10 protein-coding genes and 1 pseudogene are annotated in these 15845 nt (G+C 61.2%); 8 read left to right on the forward strand and 3 right to left on the reverse strand.

The window, feature by feature from the left end; all coding sequences use genetic code 11:
* Positions 1 to 10 precede the first annotated feature (10 nt).
* On the forward strand, positions 11 to 754 hold the full coding sequence (gene istB, locus P6U28_RS00870; protein WP_012041725.1) for an IS21-like element helper ATPase IstB: 744 nt from the start codon (positions 11 to 13) through the stop codon (positions 752 to 754).
* Between the two features lie 166 nt (positions 755 to 920).
* Here istB and P6U28_RS00875 read toward each other — a convergent pair whose 3' ends face one another.
* Complete coding sequence (locus tag P6U28_RS00875; RefSeq protein ID WP_407121464.1) at positions 921 to 2051, reverse strand: metallophosphoesterase family protein; 1131 nt, start codon at positions 2049 to 2051, stop codon at positions 921 to 923.
* 1181 nt (positions 2052 to 3232) lie between these two features.
* Between P6U28_RS00875 and P6U28_RS00880 the strand changes: the two genes are divergently transcribed.
* The 4 genes from P6U28_RS00880 (at position 3233) to P6U28_RS00895 (ending at position 8127) form a co-directional block, all read left to right on the forward strand.
* A complete protein-coding gene (locus tag P6U28_RS00880) occupies positions 3233 to 3373 on the forward strand; it encodes a hypothetical protein (RefSeq protein ID WP_407121466.1) in 141 nt (46 codons plus the stop codon).
* Positions 3374 to 3579: 206 nt separating this feature from the next.
* Positions 3580 to 4755: an SNF2-related protein gene (locus P6U28_RS00885; RefSeq protein ID WP_407121468.1), complete on the forward strand. Its 1176-nt coding sequence runs from the start codon at positions 3580 to 3582 to the stop codon at positions 4753 to 4755.
* A 583-nt stretch (positions 4756 to 5338) separates the two neighbouring features.
* Positions 5339 to 6388: an SIR2 family protein gene (locus P6U28_RS00890; protein ID WP_407121470.1), complete on the forward strand. Its 1050-nt coding sequence runs from the start codon at positions 5339 to 5341 to the stop codon at positions 6386 to 6388.
* A gap of 62 nt (positions 6389 to 6450) precedes the next feature.
* The gene (locus P6U28_RS00895; protein ID WP_407121472.1) at positions 6451 to 8127 is read left to right on the forward strand and encodes an ATP-binding protein; all 1677 of its coding nucleotides are present in this window, start codon (positions 6451 to 6453) and stop codon (positions 8125 to 8127) included.
* A 493-nt stretch (positions 8128 to 8620) separates the two neighbouring features.
* Here the strand turns inward: P6U28_RS00895 and P6U28_RS00900 are convergent, their stop codons facing one another.
* Entirely contained in the window at positions 8621 to 9940 is a 1320-nt protein-coding gene (locus tag P6U28_RS00900; RefSeq protein ID WP_407121474.1) for a type II toxin-antitoxin system HipA family toxin, read from the reverse strand.
* On the reverse strand, positions 9940 to 10191 hold the full coding sequence (locus tag P6U28_RS00905) for a helix-turn-helix domain-containing protein (RefSeq protein WP_129144881.1): 252 nt from the start codon (positions 10189 to 10191) through the stop codon (positions 9940 to 9942). The genes P6U28_RS00900 and P6U28_RS00905 overlap by 1 nt, the downstream gene beginning before the upstream one ends.
* 441 nt (positions 10192 to 10632) lie before the next feature.
* Between P6U28_RS00905 and P6U28_RS00910 the strand changes: the two genes are divergently transcribed.
* The 3 genes and pseudogenes from P6U28_RS00910 to P6U28_RS00920 all read left to right on the forward strand — a co-directional run.
* Entirely contained in the window at positions 10633 to 12162 is a 1530-nt protein-coding gene (locus tag P6U28_RS00910) for a Wadjet anti-phage system protein JetA family protein (protein ID WP_407121476.1), read from the forward strand.
* The gene (locus tag P6U28_RS00915; protein ID WP_129144883.1) at positions 12152 to 12790 is read left to right on the forward strand and encodes a DUF4194 domain-containing protein; all 639 of its coding nucleotides are present in this window, start codon (positions 12152 to 12154) and stop codon (positions 12788 to 12790) included. Before P6U28_RS00910 ends, P6U28_RS00915 begins: the two co-directional genes overlap by 11 nt.
* Positions 12791 to 12810: 20 nt before the next feature.
* Positions 12811 to 15819 (forward strand): annotated as a pseudogene (locus P6U28_RS00920) (ATP-binding protein); the annotation flags it as partial.
* Positions 15820 to 15845 lie beyond the last annotated feature (26 nt).

A 15845-nucleotide genomic window follows, 5' to 3' on the forward strand; every position in this document is an offset into this window, starting at 1 on the left:
AGACCGTCCCTTGCTCACCCATCCGACCCTCGACCGCCTCAACGCCCTCGGCCTCCACGGCATGGCTAAGGCCTTCGCCGACATCGAAGCCGCCGGTGAGGCTGGCAGCCTCGGTCACGCCGAATGGCTTGCTCTGCTGCTCGAACGTGAAGCCTCGCTGCGGCACGACAAACGGCTCGCCACTCGCCTGCGCTACGCCAAGCTGCGCCAGCAGGCATGCGTCGAGGACATCGACTACCGCACCCCGCGCGGTCTCGACCGCCCGCTGTTCGCCAAGCTTGTGGAGGGCCGTTGGATCGACGACCACGTCAATCTCCTGATCTGCGGCCCGGCAGGCGTCGGCAAGAGTTGGCTCGCCTCGGCGCTCGGCCACAAAGCCTGTCGCGACAATCGCTCCGTGCTCTATCAGCGCGTCCCGCGCCTGTTCGACGATCTGGCGCTCGCCCGCGGCGACGGTCGTCACCCACGCCTGTTGCGCGGCCTTGGCCGTGTCGATCTGCTGATCCTCGATGATTGGGGCCTCGAGCCGCTCGATGCCGGCGCCCGTCACGACCTCCTGGAAATCCTCGAAGATCGCTACGGTCATCGCTCCACCATCGTCACCAGCCAGCTCCCCGTGGACCAGTGGCATCTGCTCATTGGAGATCCCACCTATGCCGACGCCGTGCTCGATCGTCTCGTCCACAATGCCCATCGGCTCGACCTCACCGGTGAGAGCCTGCGCCGAACCCGGCAATCCGCCCGAAAGACCTGAGCGCTGTGGACATGCCGCTGCGCTTGGACAACGCAATCGCGTTGCCCACATGCCCACAGCAACCGCAGAAGAAGAAAAAAGGTTGAAGTCGCGATTCCAGATTGACCGCGCGGCTTGACCGATGCCAGAGAACCAGCCGGCCAGAACGCCTCGCCGCTGGGCGAGATCAAATCGGAAAGGTGGGCGACATCGTCTCGGAATCCACGGGCGACTTCATATCGGTACGCCTGGGCGACTTCGTCGGAATCCGCAGACGGACATCGCGATTTCGCTCGTCTGCTGGGTTTGGTGCCCGTGCTCCTCCGTAAAACACGGTTTTGACTGTTACACGTCCGCTATCCTCGATCGTGATTAGATTAAACGAATTCCCGATAGGGTTGGACGTCTCCATGGCTGCACTCCCCGCAGCTACGACGGCCATCGAATAACTATCATTGTCGCCAGTGCCGAGGTCAACACGGGCGAATTGAGCCTGATGCCAATGTCCGTGCAAAACTAAATCGAAACTGTGATCGGCGAGGACGTTCAGGACGGCTCCCGCATTCCGCAGAACCATCATGGGCTCCGTACTTCCTTTGCGTCCAGGAGCGAAAGCGATGGGGAGCACATGGTGGTGGACTACTGCGATCCGCGCTAGATAGGTCGTGGCACCGAACTTTTTGAGATCCGCTGCAAGTCCGATCAGTTGGCCCTCGTCCACAACTCCGGTCGCGAAATCTGGACTACCTCCAGTGGGGTTCGAATCGAGAAGCGCCAGCAACACTGCACACTGCCGGGGCCTAAAGACGTCTGCCTTTTGAGCAGGCGCATCTGCAATTGCGCCAGTAAATTCCTTCCGAGGTTCTCCTAAAAGGATCTGCCGGAGCATCGGGAACCGCCCCTCCGCGACGGCTGGCTGGTCACGACAGAGTAGGTTGAAGCCAGGCTCGTGGCCAAGTTCTTTCGCCAGCATGGCTTCGGCTTCGCTAGTATCGGTCTGAAAAATCCGCTCAAACCAATTCAACCGCTTCAAGACCCCCGTTGAAAGACCGGACTCGAAAACATCATGATTGCCTGCAATCACGACGAGTTCTGCAGCCCTGCCGGCCCTCGAGCGCGCATGCGATTTCTGGGATAGATCTCGAAGGGCGCACTTTGCCGCTAACAGATGAACAGGTGATGGATGATCAACTAAGTCACCTGAAACTATGATCAAGTCAGGTTCAAAAGCGATAACGCTGTCTTCGACGGCCCTCCACGTATTGACGTCAAACCTGGCCCCGAAATGCAAATCGGACAAATGCGCTATCTGGATCATTGGAAGCTCGGACACTTTAGTCCACGGCGAGAATCTGCACCGGACGGGTAAGGCACTGCTCAAGAAAAATGGCTTGACCGCTAACTTAGCACTAGCCGAGGAAAGGCTAGCGAGTGACCTTAGGATGCCGCAAAATGAGCGCACTAGCAAGAGTTGCTCGTAACGCCGGCGGAGCCTGGAAAGCCAATTGCGACTAGCTGTCGCGGTGCTGATATCGCGCTAGACCGTCTCCTCGGGATCGGATTTGAAGGTCGCGCCAGTTGCTCCCGTCCATTCTCCGCGTTAGGCGCCCGAACGATCGCTTTGCGCGGGGCTTCTCCAACAGACCACATCGGGCTCGTCGGCCGCGGTTTGACCGGAAGCAGTCACGCTGGACGAAGCCGGGGTGAGCGTCCGGGACGGGCGCCATGCATAGACGGCCCATCTGTCCGCAGGAGTCAATTCCGCGAAATTGAGAAACCGAACTTGCGATGTCTGTGGGGTGCAAGCTCTGACTGATGGAATCTCAACTTGCCAGATCCGACGCAATACACGGTCATCGATGGCGGCGCGCGAACCGCACTCTCGTTGGACGCAAGATTCGATTACGACGAGGTGGTTTTCCGCTTCACCTGGCGCGTCGACGGCAGGGGCATCTGTGCGAGCCCAATCACTCCTTACAGCGGTGCCTCGACAAGCTCGCCCTTCGTCGCGCTAGTCGGCCAAAACGTTTGCGATTGCTACATAGCGCGAACAGGCGTCAGCGTGAACCACAGGCGCAGGGGCAAGCCAAGGCGAGAGCTGAGGGGCGCTACAAGGGCCGTCCAGAGGACACTGATCGCAATGCTGGGATCGCCAGCATGCTGGCAGCAGGGGCCTCCTGGGGCTCGATACAGAGTGCTGCGGGCTGCAGTCGGGCTACGATCGCGAAGATCGCTAAGCGGCTCAAGGTTGCTGCGTGATTGCGTGCCCGACGCAGGCCACATCGTCGAAGCCCAGCGGCCCTGATAACGACGGTCGTCGCGCCCCGCGTCAAATTCATCACCTCAAAACTCGCAGATCATTGCCACCTCTGCGCGAAATGTGCTGTGTTTCTCGTTTGGCGCCGCTGCGTCGTGGCAAGACTTGCAGGTAGGCCTTTGACTAAGCTTGAGAATCTGAAATCAAACAGCTCCATTCGCGGTGTCCTCCCGAATGGGATCGTGACCGTCGTGAACGTCCAGTGGTTTGGATCGGACGCGGTCGAGCTGACCTACAAGGACGCGTCGGGCAAGGTCGGCAATGAGTTGCTCTACCGAGACCGGGAAGCGGACCTCGAAATCGTCGGGGAAGGGCGGCCCTAGAGCTTCGATGGTGACGGAGCACTGTTCCGGCTGGTGGCCGAGGCCCAACGCATCCACCTAGCTCATCTGTTCGACCCGGTGCTGGCCGTCCACACCTCCGTCGTCGAGCCGCTGCCGCACCAGATCACGGCTGTCTACGAGAGCATGTTGCCTCGCCAGCCGTTGCGTTTCCTGCTTGCCGACGATCCGGCGCCGGCAAGACCATTATGGCCGGGCTCCTCATCGAGGAGTTGATCGCCCGCGGCGACTTGCAGCGCTGTCTGGTCGTCTGCCCGGGGAGCCTGGCGGAGCAGTGGCAGGACGAGCTGTATCGCCGCTTCAACCTACCGTTCGACATCCTGACCAATGACAAGCTGGAGGCGGCGCGAACCGGCAACTGGTTCCTGGAAACCAATCTAGCCATCGCTCGCCTGGACAAGCTCGCCCGCAACGAGGACGTCCAGCTCAAGCTGCAAGCGCCCGATTGCGGTTGGGACCTAGTTGTGGTCGACGAGGCGCACAAGCTCTCGGCCACTTTCTTTGGCGGGGAAGTAAAATACACCAAACGCTATCGACTCGGGCAACTCCTCTCGCAGCTTACGCGGCATTTCCTTCTCATGACGGCGACGCCGCACAACGGCAAGGAAGAAGACTTCCAGCTCTTCATGGCGCTTCTCGATGGTGATCGCTTCGAGGGCAAGTTCCGCGACGGCGTGCATGTGGCTGACGTCTCGGACCTGATGCGGCGCATGGTGAAGGAGAACCTTTTGAAGTTCGACGCGACGCCGCTGTTCCCTGAGCGCGTCGCCTACACCGTCCCCTACAAGCTCTCCGAGGCAGAGGCCGCGCTCTACAAGGCGGTCACCGACTATGTCCGGGAGGAGTTCAATCGCGCGGAGGCGCTGGAGAACGACAAGCGTGCTGGAACGGTCGGGTTCGCGCTGACTGTTCTTCAGCGTCGCCTAGCCTCATCCCCAGAGGCTATCTACCAGTCGCTCCGCCGCCGACGCGAACGGCTCGAAGGCCGCCTGCGCGAGCTGGAAGACTTGCATCGCGGCGGTCAGGTCGCGGTGTTTGATACTCGGACGCCGCTACTAGACGTGGAAGATCTCGACGACGCGCCAGACGCCGAGCTTGAAGAGGCCGAGGAACAGGTCCTTGACCAGGCCACGGCGGCGCGCACGATCGAGGAGCTGCGCTTCGAGATAGAAACGCTGAAGCGCCTCGAAGCGCTGGCACTGTCAATTCGGCGAAGTGGGGAAGACAAGAAATGGCGCGAGCTGGCTACGTTGCTCGGCGAAATCTTCACCCCAGCCTCTATCAGTAATCACCTTGCGGAGGAGGTTGTCCATGACGACATGGCGTCTGGCGTAAGGTCGGCGATGAGAACCTTCTCGACATAGACTTGGCCTATCTGCAGTACCGCATGGGTACATCGATGCGGTCGATTTCTTCGATGAACTCCAGCGCGAAATGAGAAAATTCGCTTGATATCTGCGGTGGCCGGCAGAAATTGGCGAATTTTCCTCTTCATGACGAGGTAAGTTTCAATTGTGGACGGTGCCCGGTCGAAGGGCCCGGGTCCGGATAAAGGCTCGGAATGAGCTCACACCGCCGCAGCTTTTTTCTATCGATGCCGAGCAGCTAGGCTGCTTCGGGTGCTGCACACCAGGGTTTCTGACTCCGGAGTTGCAGAAGATGAAGGCGTGGGATCGTCGCGAACGTTTTAAGTCTCTCCCAGGAGCGACAACTGGAAGTGATCGGGCATCTCGGCATTTCGGCTCGCTTCGATCGGGGTCCGTGAGAGTGACCAAAGTTGGTCCTCTCCAAAGCGTCAACGCGGCACGGTGTGTGTTCCCAGCCGATCGCCGCATTTGCCAGAATTTCGACGCAAGGTCGGAGGAAAGCGGCTCGCAGGACTGAGGAGCTGGCTCAGATTCGACCTTGTACGAACCCTACAGTCCGCGTTGGCCGGGAAGGGACTGTATGGCGGCCAAGAGCGCGTCGGAGATGGCGCAGGAATTCGCGCAGGCGGCGCTTAGCGCCACACCGGTGATCATTCTGGGCAGCGGCGCCTCGGCTGCACACGGTGTGCCCGGCATGGGCGGCTTGGCGTTGCAGCTTTCCGCTATCAAGCCTCCCACGAGCTGGACGGCAGACGAGAGGAGCGAATGGGATAAGTTCGTCGCGCGGCTTGCGGCCGGCAATGATCTCGAAAGTGCCCTCCAGGCCGTGCGCCCGACGGAACGTCAGACCCAGTTCATCGCCACCGAGACCCGCGCTGTCCTGCTGCCGCACGATCTTCGCGTCCTCCAGACGCTTGTGGCGGATCGGCGCGCGCTACCCCTTTCGCGGCTGTACCGCCATCTCTTCGACAGCACGCACAAGACCGTCCATGTCGTCACGCCTAACTATGACCGACTTGCCGAATATGCCGCGGATGCCGTCGACGTAAGCACGTTCACCGGCTTCAACTACGGTTATCTGCAATCGCGCGCCCGCGATTCGAACACGCGCGTTTTCGTTAATCGGCAGGTGACCCGTACCGTTGCCGTCTGGAAAGTGCATGGCTCTCTCGACTGGTTCCAGGATTCCGCTGGCCAGATCATCGGCGTTCGCGGAATGCCCGAAGTGCCGGCCGGATACTCGCCGCTGATGATCACGCCGGGCATCGATAAATACCGGCTGACACATGGCGAGCCGTTCCGAACGATCTTGGGCTGCAGCGACGCCGCGCTGGAGAACGCCCGCGCCTATTTCTGCGTTGGTTATGGCTTTAACGACGAACACCTTCAGACCAAGCTGATCGAGCGTTGCGACCGCGATTCCGTCCCGCTTGTCGTGATTACCAAAGAGCTGACCACGTCCGCCCGGACCTTCCTGGGCGGCGGACGCTGCCGGCGCTACCTCGCGATCGAGGAGGGGACGATGGGCGCGCGCGCCTACATGCACGACGTGCCCAACGGGTTCGACGTAGATCAACCGATCTGGCGGCTCGACCGCTTCCTCAATGAGATGACAGGAGTTTCCGCGTGAGCATTCTGAATTTTGCGGACGGAGAAGCGCTGGGCCGCGTCCAATCGGTCGACACGACCACGGTGATCGTCCACGTCGATGATGTCGAGGCGCTGCGGGCGCTGCAGGTGAACCGGCTGGTTGCGCTCCAGAGCAGCCTTGCCGGCCATAAGTTAATTGGTGTGATCCAAAAGATCATCCGTACCGCGCTCGGTGAAGCGAAGATCGCCGATGTCGAGCTAGGCGAGGCCGCGCATCCCGAAGTCAATCTGGTTCGGATTATGTTGATCGGCACGCTGCTCGATCGGGACGGACCGCGCGCCAATGTCTTCCGGCGCACGCTTGAGACCGTCCCGGAGATTGATGCCTGCTGCTTCGCTCTCGAAGGCGAGCGCCTTACGCGCTTCATGGGGGTGATTTCGGAGGTGACCGGCGGCGCGCAGCGCCTGTCGCTTGGCGCCTATACGCTCGATCCCAACGCTCAGGCGTTCGTCAATGGCAATCGGTTGTTCCAGCGTCATGCGCTCATCGTGGGCAGCACCGGCTCGGGCAAGTCGTGGACGACCGCGCGCCTGCTCGAGCAAATCGCCGAGCTCGACAGCGCCAATGCCATCGTGTTCGACATGCACGGAGAATATGCGTCGATGGCTGGCGACGGTTTCGTCCATCTTCGCGTCGCGGGCCCAAGCGACATCGAAGCGGGGAAGGGGCTGAACGATGGTGTGCTGCATTTGCCCTACTGGCTCATGAGCTACGAGGCGCTTGTCTCGATCTTTGTTGACCGCTCCGATCAGAACGCCCCAAACCAGGCCATGATCATGTCGCGTACCGTCGTCGACGCCAAGACGGGCTTCCTGAAAGCCGGCGGTCATGTCGAGGTGCTCGCCAACTTCACGATCGACAGTCCGGTGCCTTTCAGGATGGAAACCGTGCTAGGCGAGCTCAACCGGCTCAACGCCGAGATGGTACCGGGAGCCAAGGCGGGCACTGAGAAGCAGGGCGATTTCCACGGCAAGCTCAGCCGTCTAATCCAGCGCCTCGAGGGCAAACGCACCGATCGACGCCTCGGCTTCCTATTCCCTGCGTCCGGCGTGGCGGACAGCTATGATTGGCTCGATCGCGCAGTTGAGCTGCTGCTCGGTGGCAGGGCGGCCAAAGGCGGCCACGGTGGCGTCAAGATCATCGACTTCTCTGAAGTTCCATCCGACATTTTGCCGCTGATCGTCGGCATGGTCGCGCGCATGGCCTTCCACGTGCAGCAGTGGAGCACGCAGGGGCTTCGTCATCCGGTGGCCCTGTTCTGTGACGAGGCGCATCTTTATATTCCACAGGATCCGACTTCGGGGGCCGCGGAGAATGCGATCGCTACCTTCGAGCGCATCGCCAAGGAGGGGCGGAAATATGGCGTCGGGCTGGTGGTGATCAGCCAGCGCCCCGCCGAAGTGAACCGCACGGTCGCCAGCCAGTGCAACAATCTCATCGCGATGCGGCTAACCAACGGTGACGACCAAGCTGTCGTGCGACGGCTGCTGCCCGACAGCCTCGGCGGCTTCGGCGACCTGCTTCCGGTCCTCGACACGGGCGAAGCACTCGTCGTTGGCGATGCGATTCTACTGCCCACGCGTATCCGCATTGCCAAACCGATAAACGAACCGCTTAGCGGCACGATCCAGTTCTGGGACCATTGGGCCGACCCAGCGGCTGCGGCGACGCTCGACAAGGCTGTCGAGAGCTGGCGCCGTCAGACGCTTGTCAAATAGTTGCCTTCCGGCAAGCCTCTCGCGCATCACGATGCTGGGCGCGACGCTGCAAAAACTCATCCGGAGGGTGATCCTGCCTGCTTCCCACCATCTTTATGCACTCGTCTTGGCAGTGCGTCCGCTACGTGGTGCTGATGCCGTCCGAGATGGTTGGGGCGAAGGCAAATCTTGGCTGTCTCATCATCAACAGTCAGTACACGTTCCTGATGCCTCAGATGTAGGGCATCATCAGCATCACGATGATCGGACTTGCCTTCAACGCCGTTCTAGAGGCGTTGGAGCGGCGCCTCATGCGGTGAAGGCGCTGGGCACGAATTGAGTGCGGCGGTGGCTGATTAGGCTTCTTCGATGAAGACCGCCTTGGAAGATGGGACGCGGAGAGCAACTTCTTTCATCAAGGCGACACATAGCAAATTTGTGATCCCGAGATCTTGGCCGCAACGCCGGCTCGGTCAGAAAAGCCTACCTACGCGCCGCGCCGACTGGCCGCGGATCATTCACTACTCTTGAGACCAGCCAGCGAATTCACACGGCGCTTCGCGCCATCAGCAATCGATATGGCCATCTTCTCCGGAAATCCTTTTGGAAGCGCATTCAGCACCTGATCTATGGCTTTTGCGGCTGTATCGCCGAGCTGCTGGATGACAGCCTTGACTGTTTTGTCGGATAGACCGCAGCTTTTCGCAGTCTGCACGAAATGTCGGCCGAGCACCGTGTGGACGACGTAATGCCGGTTGCTACCGATCGCCATAGCCAGCTTCATTTGGTTTTGGCTGATCTGTTCAGCGTCCAGGCTCGGTTGGGTCGAAATGATATCGTAAAGCGGGGCAAGATGAAAACGTCCGCCCGGCGCCAAATGAATGCTAAAATTCTTCGCATGGCCATCGGTGGCGGCAAGCAGCCAGAACACGATCTGCGCCTTGAAGAAAACGGCCCGGTCGTCCTCAGGCGTATCGCTGCCCTTGAGGAAATCCGAGATTTTGCGGATGCCAGGTCCGCCGTCGGATTCATACTTGCGCGCGGGCGGAACCGATAGTGCTTGGCAGCAGTCTTCCTGCGGCAGCCGCAACAGGCGGCCGTCGCGGGTCCAGGTGCGATCGAACCGCTCGACTGCGAGCACGCGGCGCCCGGCGAAATCGATGATGCTTGATTTGGCGACCGGCAAGCCGAGCGCGGCAACCAGCTCGAGGCACAGATGCTCGTTTTCAACGCTGCTGGTCAGGTCGATTCCGTTCGGCAACTTCCCGATCTGCGGCTTGATGATGTGCGTAGTTGCGGTCGTGCCATGAGGAACGTACCATGTGTCTTTCCAGTAAAGCAGCGCTGTCTTTTCCTGCGCACCGGCCAGAGAAATACGGAAATCCTGGTCGGGGCCGATGCCGAGTGGATTGCTGGCAAGATTGCCGAGAATGGCTGCAATCTCCTGATCGCTGGCGGCACGGCCATCAATAGCGCCGGCGGCTCCGGGCGCGGCACCATCGGGCAGGAACTGCAGCGCACCAATGCAGTCGCGGCCGATGGCGGAGAGCAGGCTGTAAGCGTCGGGGCCGTCAGCATGCGCACGTTCAGCGACGCGTTTGCGAATGTCGTCATTGTCGGGCAGAAGATTGTCAAAGACAGCGACGACTGGATCGCCAATATAACGATCCTCGCGCAGAGGCAGCGACATCGAAACAGGGATGGCATTTTCCCACGCGAGCCACTGCCTGTCGTACTGGAAATCGATTGCGCCGCTGCTCTCGCGTCGCAGCCGGCCGACCAGCCGCGTGTTGAGGTAAACATTGAGCGGCGCCCGGGCAGGACGACGCGCCATCAAAAGAGATCCTCAATCGCTTCAGCCGTTAATTTGGTGCGCGGCCGGATGACGAGCTCGAGGTCGAGCCCGGCCAGCGCATCCATCAGGATGCGCAGCTGCGTTGCAGGTTCGCCGGCCTCGAGCTTCGAGACTGTCGCTTGACGCGCATGCATCTTCTCACCCAGGTCACGCTGGGTAAGCTTCTTCTGCCGCCGGAAGCGTCTGATTCCAGCGCCAACTTGTTGCGGGGTGCGGGCGATCGTATCCATCAAATCACGATACGCGACTGCGTATATGACGTCAATATGCGCGTCCGCGTATATCTACGTTTAATACGCAATTGCGTATGAATGAGAGAATGGATCGGTCGATGATGGAAATGCTTTATAGATGTTTGTTAACGTTTTGGCGGAGTGGTAACAAAACGGTTGTATCTCTCGCGCCAGCAACTCCTTGTATTAGAAGAGTTACACAAATAGATTCAATGATTTGAGGCCGATTGTTCCATATCTAAACACTGGACACAAACTCCGATCCGACCTTTGGAGCCTCGACAGCGATTGAGCTGGAAAGCTATATTAGAACATACTAAGAACGGATCGATCTTCCGGTTGTATTTTCAAGACCCACTCTCAATAACAATGTTGTCCGGCACATCATGCGTCTAGCGTCGCCATCTCAGCATGAAGTCGGGCCAAGGAGCCGCGTCATTGACCTTGTTCCGCCATTTGCATGACGACGCGTTTTTGGCCTTCTCGCGCGATCACAAGCACCTGTACGCGGCCTGTCTGCTCGACCTCCATGAACGCTTCTTTTCAGGCGCGCCGTCGTTTCCGACCCCCCAGCAGGTCGTCCATGCCATTTATGACGTCATGCGCGCCAACCCGGCCCTTTGGAATGAGGGCGATGATTTTGGCAGCCTGCCGGAAATGATCTCCGCGGGACGCCGCCGGATCCGGAAGGCCGACCTCGCGCTCGCTTCCGAGAAGGGCGACAAGGCGCTCGGCCTTGCCCGACAATTGTACGCCCGACTGCTCGCCTGGGGATGGCTTGAAGAGGAGGAATACGGGCTTCGCGTTACCGTGGACATGGCTATGGGACCACTGCTCGTGATCCAGCGGCTCGCGAGCCTCAATAAGGATCTCTCGCAGCGATTCGGCGGCTTGATCGTGCAAATCCGCCTCAACCTGGAGGCCGTTGAAAAACTGAGGCCCGAGATCACCGACCGCAAGCAGCGCGAAGCCGCGCTCGCCGTTCGCGAGGCGCGCAATCAGGCCGACCAGTTTACGAAGAGCCTGCGGGCCATTCTGGCTGACCTGAAGCGCGTCCGACGGACCGTCATGGAGTCGAAAACAGTCGCTACCCGGCTGGAAGCCTTTTTCGAGGAGTTCGTCGACCAGCTTCTGCTGAAGGATTTCGAGTCCATCCTCACCGTCAACCATCCGTACCGCTTCCGCGATGCTATCGTCGATCTCGCGCGGCGGATCTCCTACACTCCAGAAACCATGCAGGTCCTCGCCGAGGAGTACACAGCTTCCAGCATGGCAGCCGACATCGAGGACGGTCGAATGGCCGCGGCCGACGACCTGCTGGCGATCGAGAGCATCTTCGATCAGATCGGGGAGATGTTCGATAGGATCGAGGCCTTCCGCAGGCAGCTCGAAGCCCGGGTCCGCAACACCATTAAGTACGCCGAGCGGGGCGGGCAGGGACTCGTCGGCCGGGCCGGCGACCTGGTGCGGCGTCTGGATGCCCTACTGCGGGACGGCAGACACCACAAGGCGACTATCGAATGGAGCATCGAGCCGCTGCGGTCCCCCTGGTCGGAGCACCATCAGGCCCCGGCCAGGCAGCCGCGCCGTCCCGTCGAAGCGAGGGAGCTCGCAGGGCCCCCGTCTGACCCGCTGTACGAACTGCGGAAGAAGCTCCGCCTCGAGTACATCGCTCGCATCGCACCCCGCCCTGAGGATGTCAGACGATTTCTCGAGGGCCAGGTGCCGCCATTCGCGACCAAGGAAGCCCGCTTCATGGAAATCGAGACCGTGGACGACTTTCTCGCCTTCGATTGCGCCCGCCGATATGCGTTAACGGGTGAGGTTCCGGCGCAGGTCGCGGCCGGGTTCGATCTGGAGCCGCGCCCAGACACGCCGCCCCACGACAGCGAATGGCTTCGGTGTGCGAACTTCGTGGTCAGGCGATCCGGCCCCTTCCGGAAAGCAGAGGCAGCCCGTGCTCAGTGAGTTCGAAAACGTCGAGCGCTCCTTCGGCGCGGAAAAGGCAGCCGACCTCCGCAAAGCCCTGCACTTCCTGCTAAGGCGGCAGTTCGTGTTCGCGGGAGATCCCCGGACTGGGACAGTCTACAACACGATCATGGATGGCCGCTTCCGCGACGTGGTCGACGGCTTCTTCGATAGTTGCGGATACCGCGTCCATCGCGATCCGGAGGCGCAGTGGGCCGGCATCGTCGCCATGGACGAGGACGTGCCGCTGCCTCGAATGAAGCTCGACGAAACCATTGTTGTCCTGGTGCTGGCGGCATACTGGCAACAGGAGGTCAACGTCGGAGCGGTCGAGGACCGGGCCGTCGTAGTTGCCACTTTGAACGACCTGTTCGATCGCTACCGTGAGATGGCGCAACACGGCGGCGGAGGCGCGATCTCGCCCGCCCGCTTCCGGGACATCCTGCGCGAGGCCGCCCAACGCAGTTTGGTCGAGATCGGTGACTTTGACGACGAGCAGCAGGACTGCGAGATCAGGATCCGCCCGATTATTAAGCTGATCAGTGGCAGCGACGCCCTCCAACGGCTTGAGCGCTACGTCCGTAGCGAGGAGGCGCGGTTTCCGCAGCCTGCAGGAGACGAGGCATGATGGAGCTACGCCACCTGACGATGGTGAACTGGCACCTGTTCGATGTCGCCGACATTGACGTGACAGGACACGTCGGGGTCCTGGGCGAGAACCGGTCCGGCAAATCCACAATCCTCGACATGGCACAGGTCGTTCTCACCGGCGGGAGCCGGCGGTTCTTGCGCCTGAACGCGGTCGCCGGCGACAGCGGAAAATCGCGCAGCGGCTCAAAGCGCAGCGTCGTCGATTACTGCCTTGGGACGCTCGGAGAAGACCAGCGCCGGCGCGACGAGGCACGCACCTATGTGGCGCTAGGCTTCGAAGACAAGGAAGGCGATCGACCGCCGGTCACGATCGGCATGGCGCTTGAGGCGCGCAAGTCCGACAGCAGGGAGACTGTGCTGGCACTGTTCATCGCCGTCGGCACCGTTTTGAGCTCCAAGGACTTCATCGAGCAGCGAGGAAAGTCGCAATTCCCGGCGCAGTGGGAGGACGTGCGCGCTCGGATCGTCGCGGCGGTCGGCGAAGGCAATTTCGTCAATCATCGCGACCGGCCGAGCGACTACGTCCGCGAGTACATGCGCCATCTTCTGCCGCATTCGGCCTATGGCGAGCAGAACGCCAGCGCCCTGCAGAAGTCAATCGTCAACGCGATGACGCTCGACCACAACCAGACGGCCACGCAGTTCGTCCGGAACTATATCCTCGAGGACAGTCCGATTGGCATCAAGGAGCTGCGCGAGTCGATCCAGACCTACCGCAACATTAGCGAAACCATCAGAAAGATGCGCCTCAGGCTCGAAGCCCTGAGGGCGCTTCGGGTCGTCCTCGGCACTCTTGAAGAAGCGCTCGAAACCAAGTTCAGGGAGGAGTGGATCGCAAAACGCGCGACTTGGCTCGCGGCGCGCGCGACAAACCTGGACTTCAAGACCAAGCGGCGTACCGAGATGGCGCGCCGGGACGCGGCAGCAAAAGAACTCGAATTCATCGACGACGACGTCAAGGCCATCGATAACGAGATCGAACGCCTCGCGGCCGCGATCGCCGAGCACGATGCCAAGACCGGCAGAAAGTTCCTGCAGCAGACCGCCGATGTGGCCGGGCAGGCGGCGCACCGCGCCTCGGCGGACTTCAAAGCTCGTATGGAGAACATCCGTCGCCTGGAGCCGCTCCGCGCGATGTGCGCGGGCCGTTTCGAGGACTTCGTTCCTACGCTTGAGCGTCTTCTGACCGCCACCGCCGGGGCCGACATCGGGCGCGTCTCCGACGAGCTCTCCGCGGCCGAGAAGTCCTTCGCCGCAAGCGGCGCGAAATGGCTGCCGAAGATCGACGAAGCACGTCAAACGATCATCGCGGAGCTTTCCGGGCTCCGAGGCCGCCGCGACGAGGTGCTCGAACGGATCCGACAGCACGCCGCCGGAGGGGCGCGGGCCTATCTCGGCGACGACACTGAACTCCTCTGCCGCAGGCTGCGGCAGAGCGGAATGGTCCCGCGCGTGCTCTGCGACATCATCGAAGTCGCCGAACCCGAGTGGGTAGGAGCCGCCGAGGCGCTCCTCGGCCGCGACCGGGAAGCCGTGCTCGTGGACAGAGCGGATATCAGCGCCGCCACGTCAATCTTCAAGGAAGGTCGCCGCGAGTTTCGCCATGCATCGCTCGTGAGCCTCAACAAGCTCGAGCAGTTCAGGGCCAAGCCGGAGCGCGGCACTTTCCCTTCGATCTTCCGGAGCCAGGATCCCGACGCGATGGCCTTCATCCTGCGCCGCTACGGCACGGTCCGCCTCGCGGACACGCTTGACCAGTTCAACAGACCCGGCCGGGCTATCATGAAGGACGGCCTTTACGACGACGGTCTCGTCAGAAGCCATCGGTGGATCGAAACCTCGCAACACAAGATCGGAAAGGCGGCCCAGGCGAACGCCTTGCGCTCCCTGCAGTATCAGGCCGAGGAGCTGGATCGGATCTTGGCCGACAAGACCAAGGAGGCCGTCACAGCGGAGCAGGCCTTTGCCGCACTGAAGAACATCTGCGAGGGGCGTGACGATCTGAGGGCTTGCGCCGCGGCCTTCGCGGCTGCGCAGACCGAGATCGCCGAGGCGCAGGCCAGACTAGATGCGCTCGACGGCGCGAGTGACGGCGGCCTTCGCGACAAGAAGAGAGCGCAGCAGAAGCTGAAGGACAAGAGGCTCGACGAGAGAAAGATTCAGCAGAAGGCGTTCGGCGAGCATGACGGTGAGGTCAGATCGGCAGAGAGGAGACTGGGAGAGGGCGAAAACGTACCCGGCTCCGAGCTCAACCTGCGGGTCGCCCGGTCGATCTATCGCAAGATCTTCCCGCTCTACTCCGCCGCCAAGGGCAGGATCGTGTACCGCGAGCGCCTCAATGCCGCAGCCCAGAAGGGGTTCGCCGAGAAGCACCGCGCTATCGCGGACAGGGCACTGAAGGATGCGGACGCCTCGGACGCAGAGCGCGCCCGCATCGAGCGGCGGGTCCGCGAGCTCCTCTACGATTACTTCGACCAGTTCGGGATGAGCTCGCAAGTCGGCGCGGAGAGCGAGCCGCTGAGGGAGGTGAAGCCCTGGATGGAGCAGCTCATCGCGGATATCGAATCCAACGAGCTGCGCCAGTACGAACGGCAGGCGCGGGAAGCGGCGGAAAAAGCCTCCACCCTGCTGCGCGGCGAGTTCATCAACGCGCTCACAGCCCGGATCGGCAAGATGGAGCGGGAGCTGCAATCGTTGAACCGTAGCCTCTACGCACATCCCTTCCACAACGAGCGTTATTCATTCCACCGCACCCAGGTGGTGGAATTCCAGCCCATCCTGAAGATCATCGAGATTGCCAAAACCTCTCCGGAGGCGCTCGATATGCTGTTCCGAGGCGACGTGCCCGATGACTTCCCGCATAAGGATACGATCCTTGCGCTCGAGGCATTGCTCGAGGATCCAGACAAGGACTTCACCCGGTTTGAGGACTACCGCAACTTCTACACCTTCGAGATTCACATGGAGGATGTCGCTACGGGTCGTTCAACCCGCTGGGAGCAGCGGCGCGGCACCGGATCCGGCGCCGAACA

The organism is Bradyrhizobium sp. STM 3561, from assembly GCF_045571455.1.
Taxonomy (GTDB): Bacteria; Pseudomonadota; Alphaproteobacteria; order Rhizobiales; family Xanthobacteraceae; genus Bradyrhizobium; species Bradyrhizobium vignae.

Coding starts and splice junctions, on each gene's coding strand:
- P6U28_RS00900 (WP_407121474.1), bottom strand. CDS start 9,940: ATGGCGCGTCGTCCTGCCCGGGCGCCGCTCAATGTTTACCTCAACACG.
- P6U28_RS00905 (WP_129144881.1), bottom strand. CDS start 10,191: ATGGATACGATCGCCCGCACCCCGCAACAAGTTGGCGCTGGAATCAGA.
- P6U28_RS00890 (WP_407121470.1), top strand. CDS start 5,339: ATGGCGGCCAAGAGCGCGTCGGAGATGGCGCAGGAATTCGCGCAGGCG.
- P6U28_RS00885 (WP_407121468.1), top strand. CDS start 3,580: ATGGCCGGGCTCCTCATCGAGGAGTTGATCGCCCGCGGCGACTTGCAG.
- P6U28_RS00875 (WP_407121464.1), bottom strand. CDS start 2,051: ATGATCCAGATAGCGCATTTGTCCGATTTGCATTTCGGGGCCAGGTTT.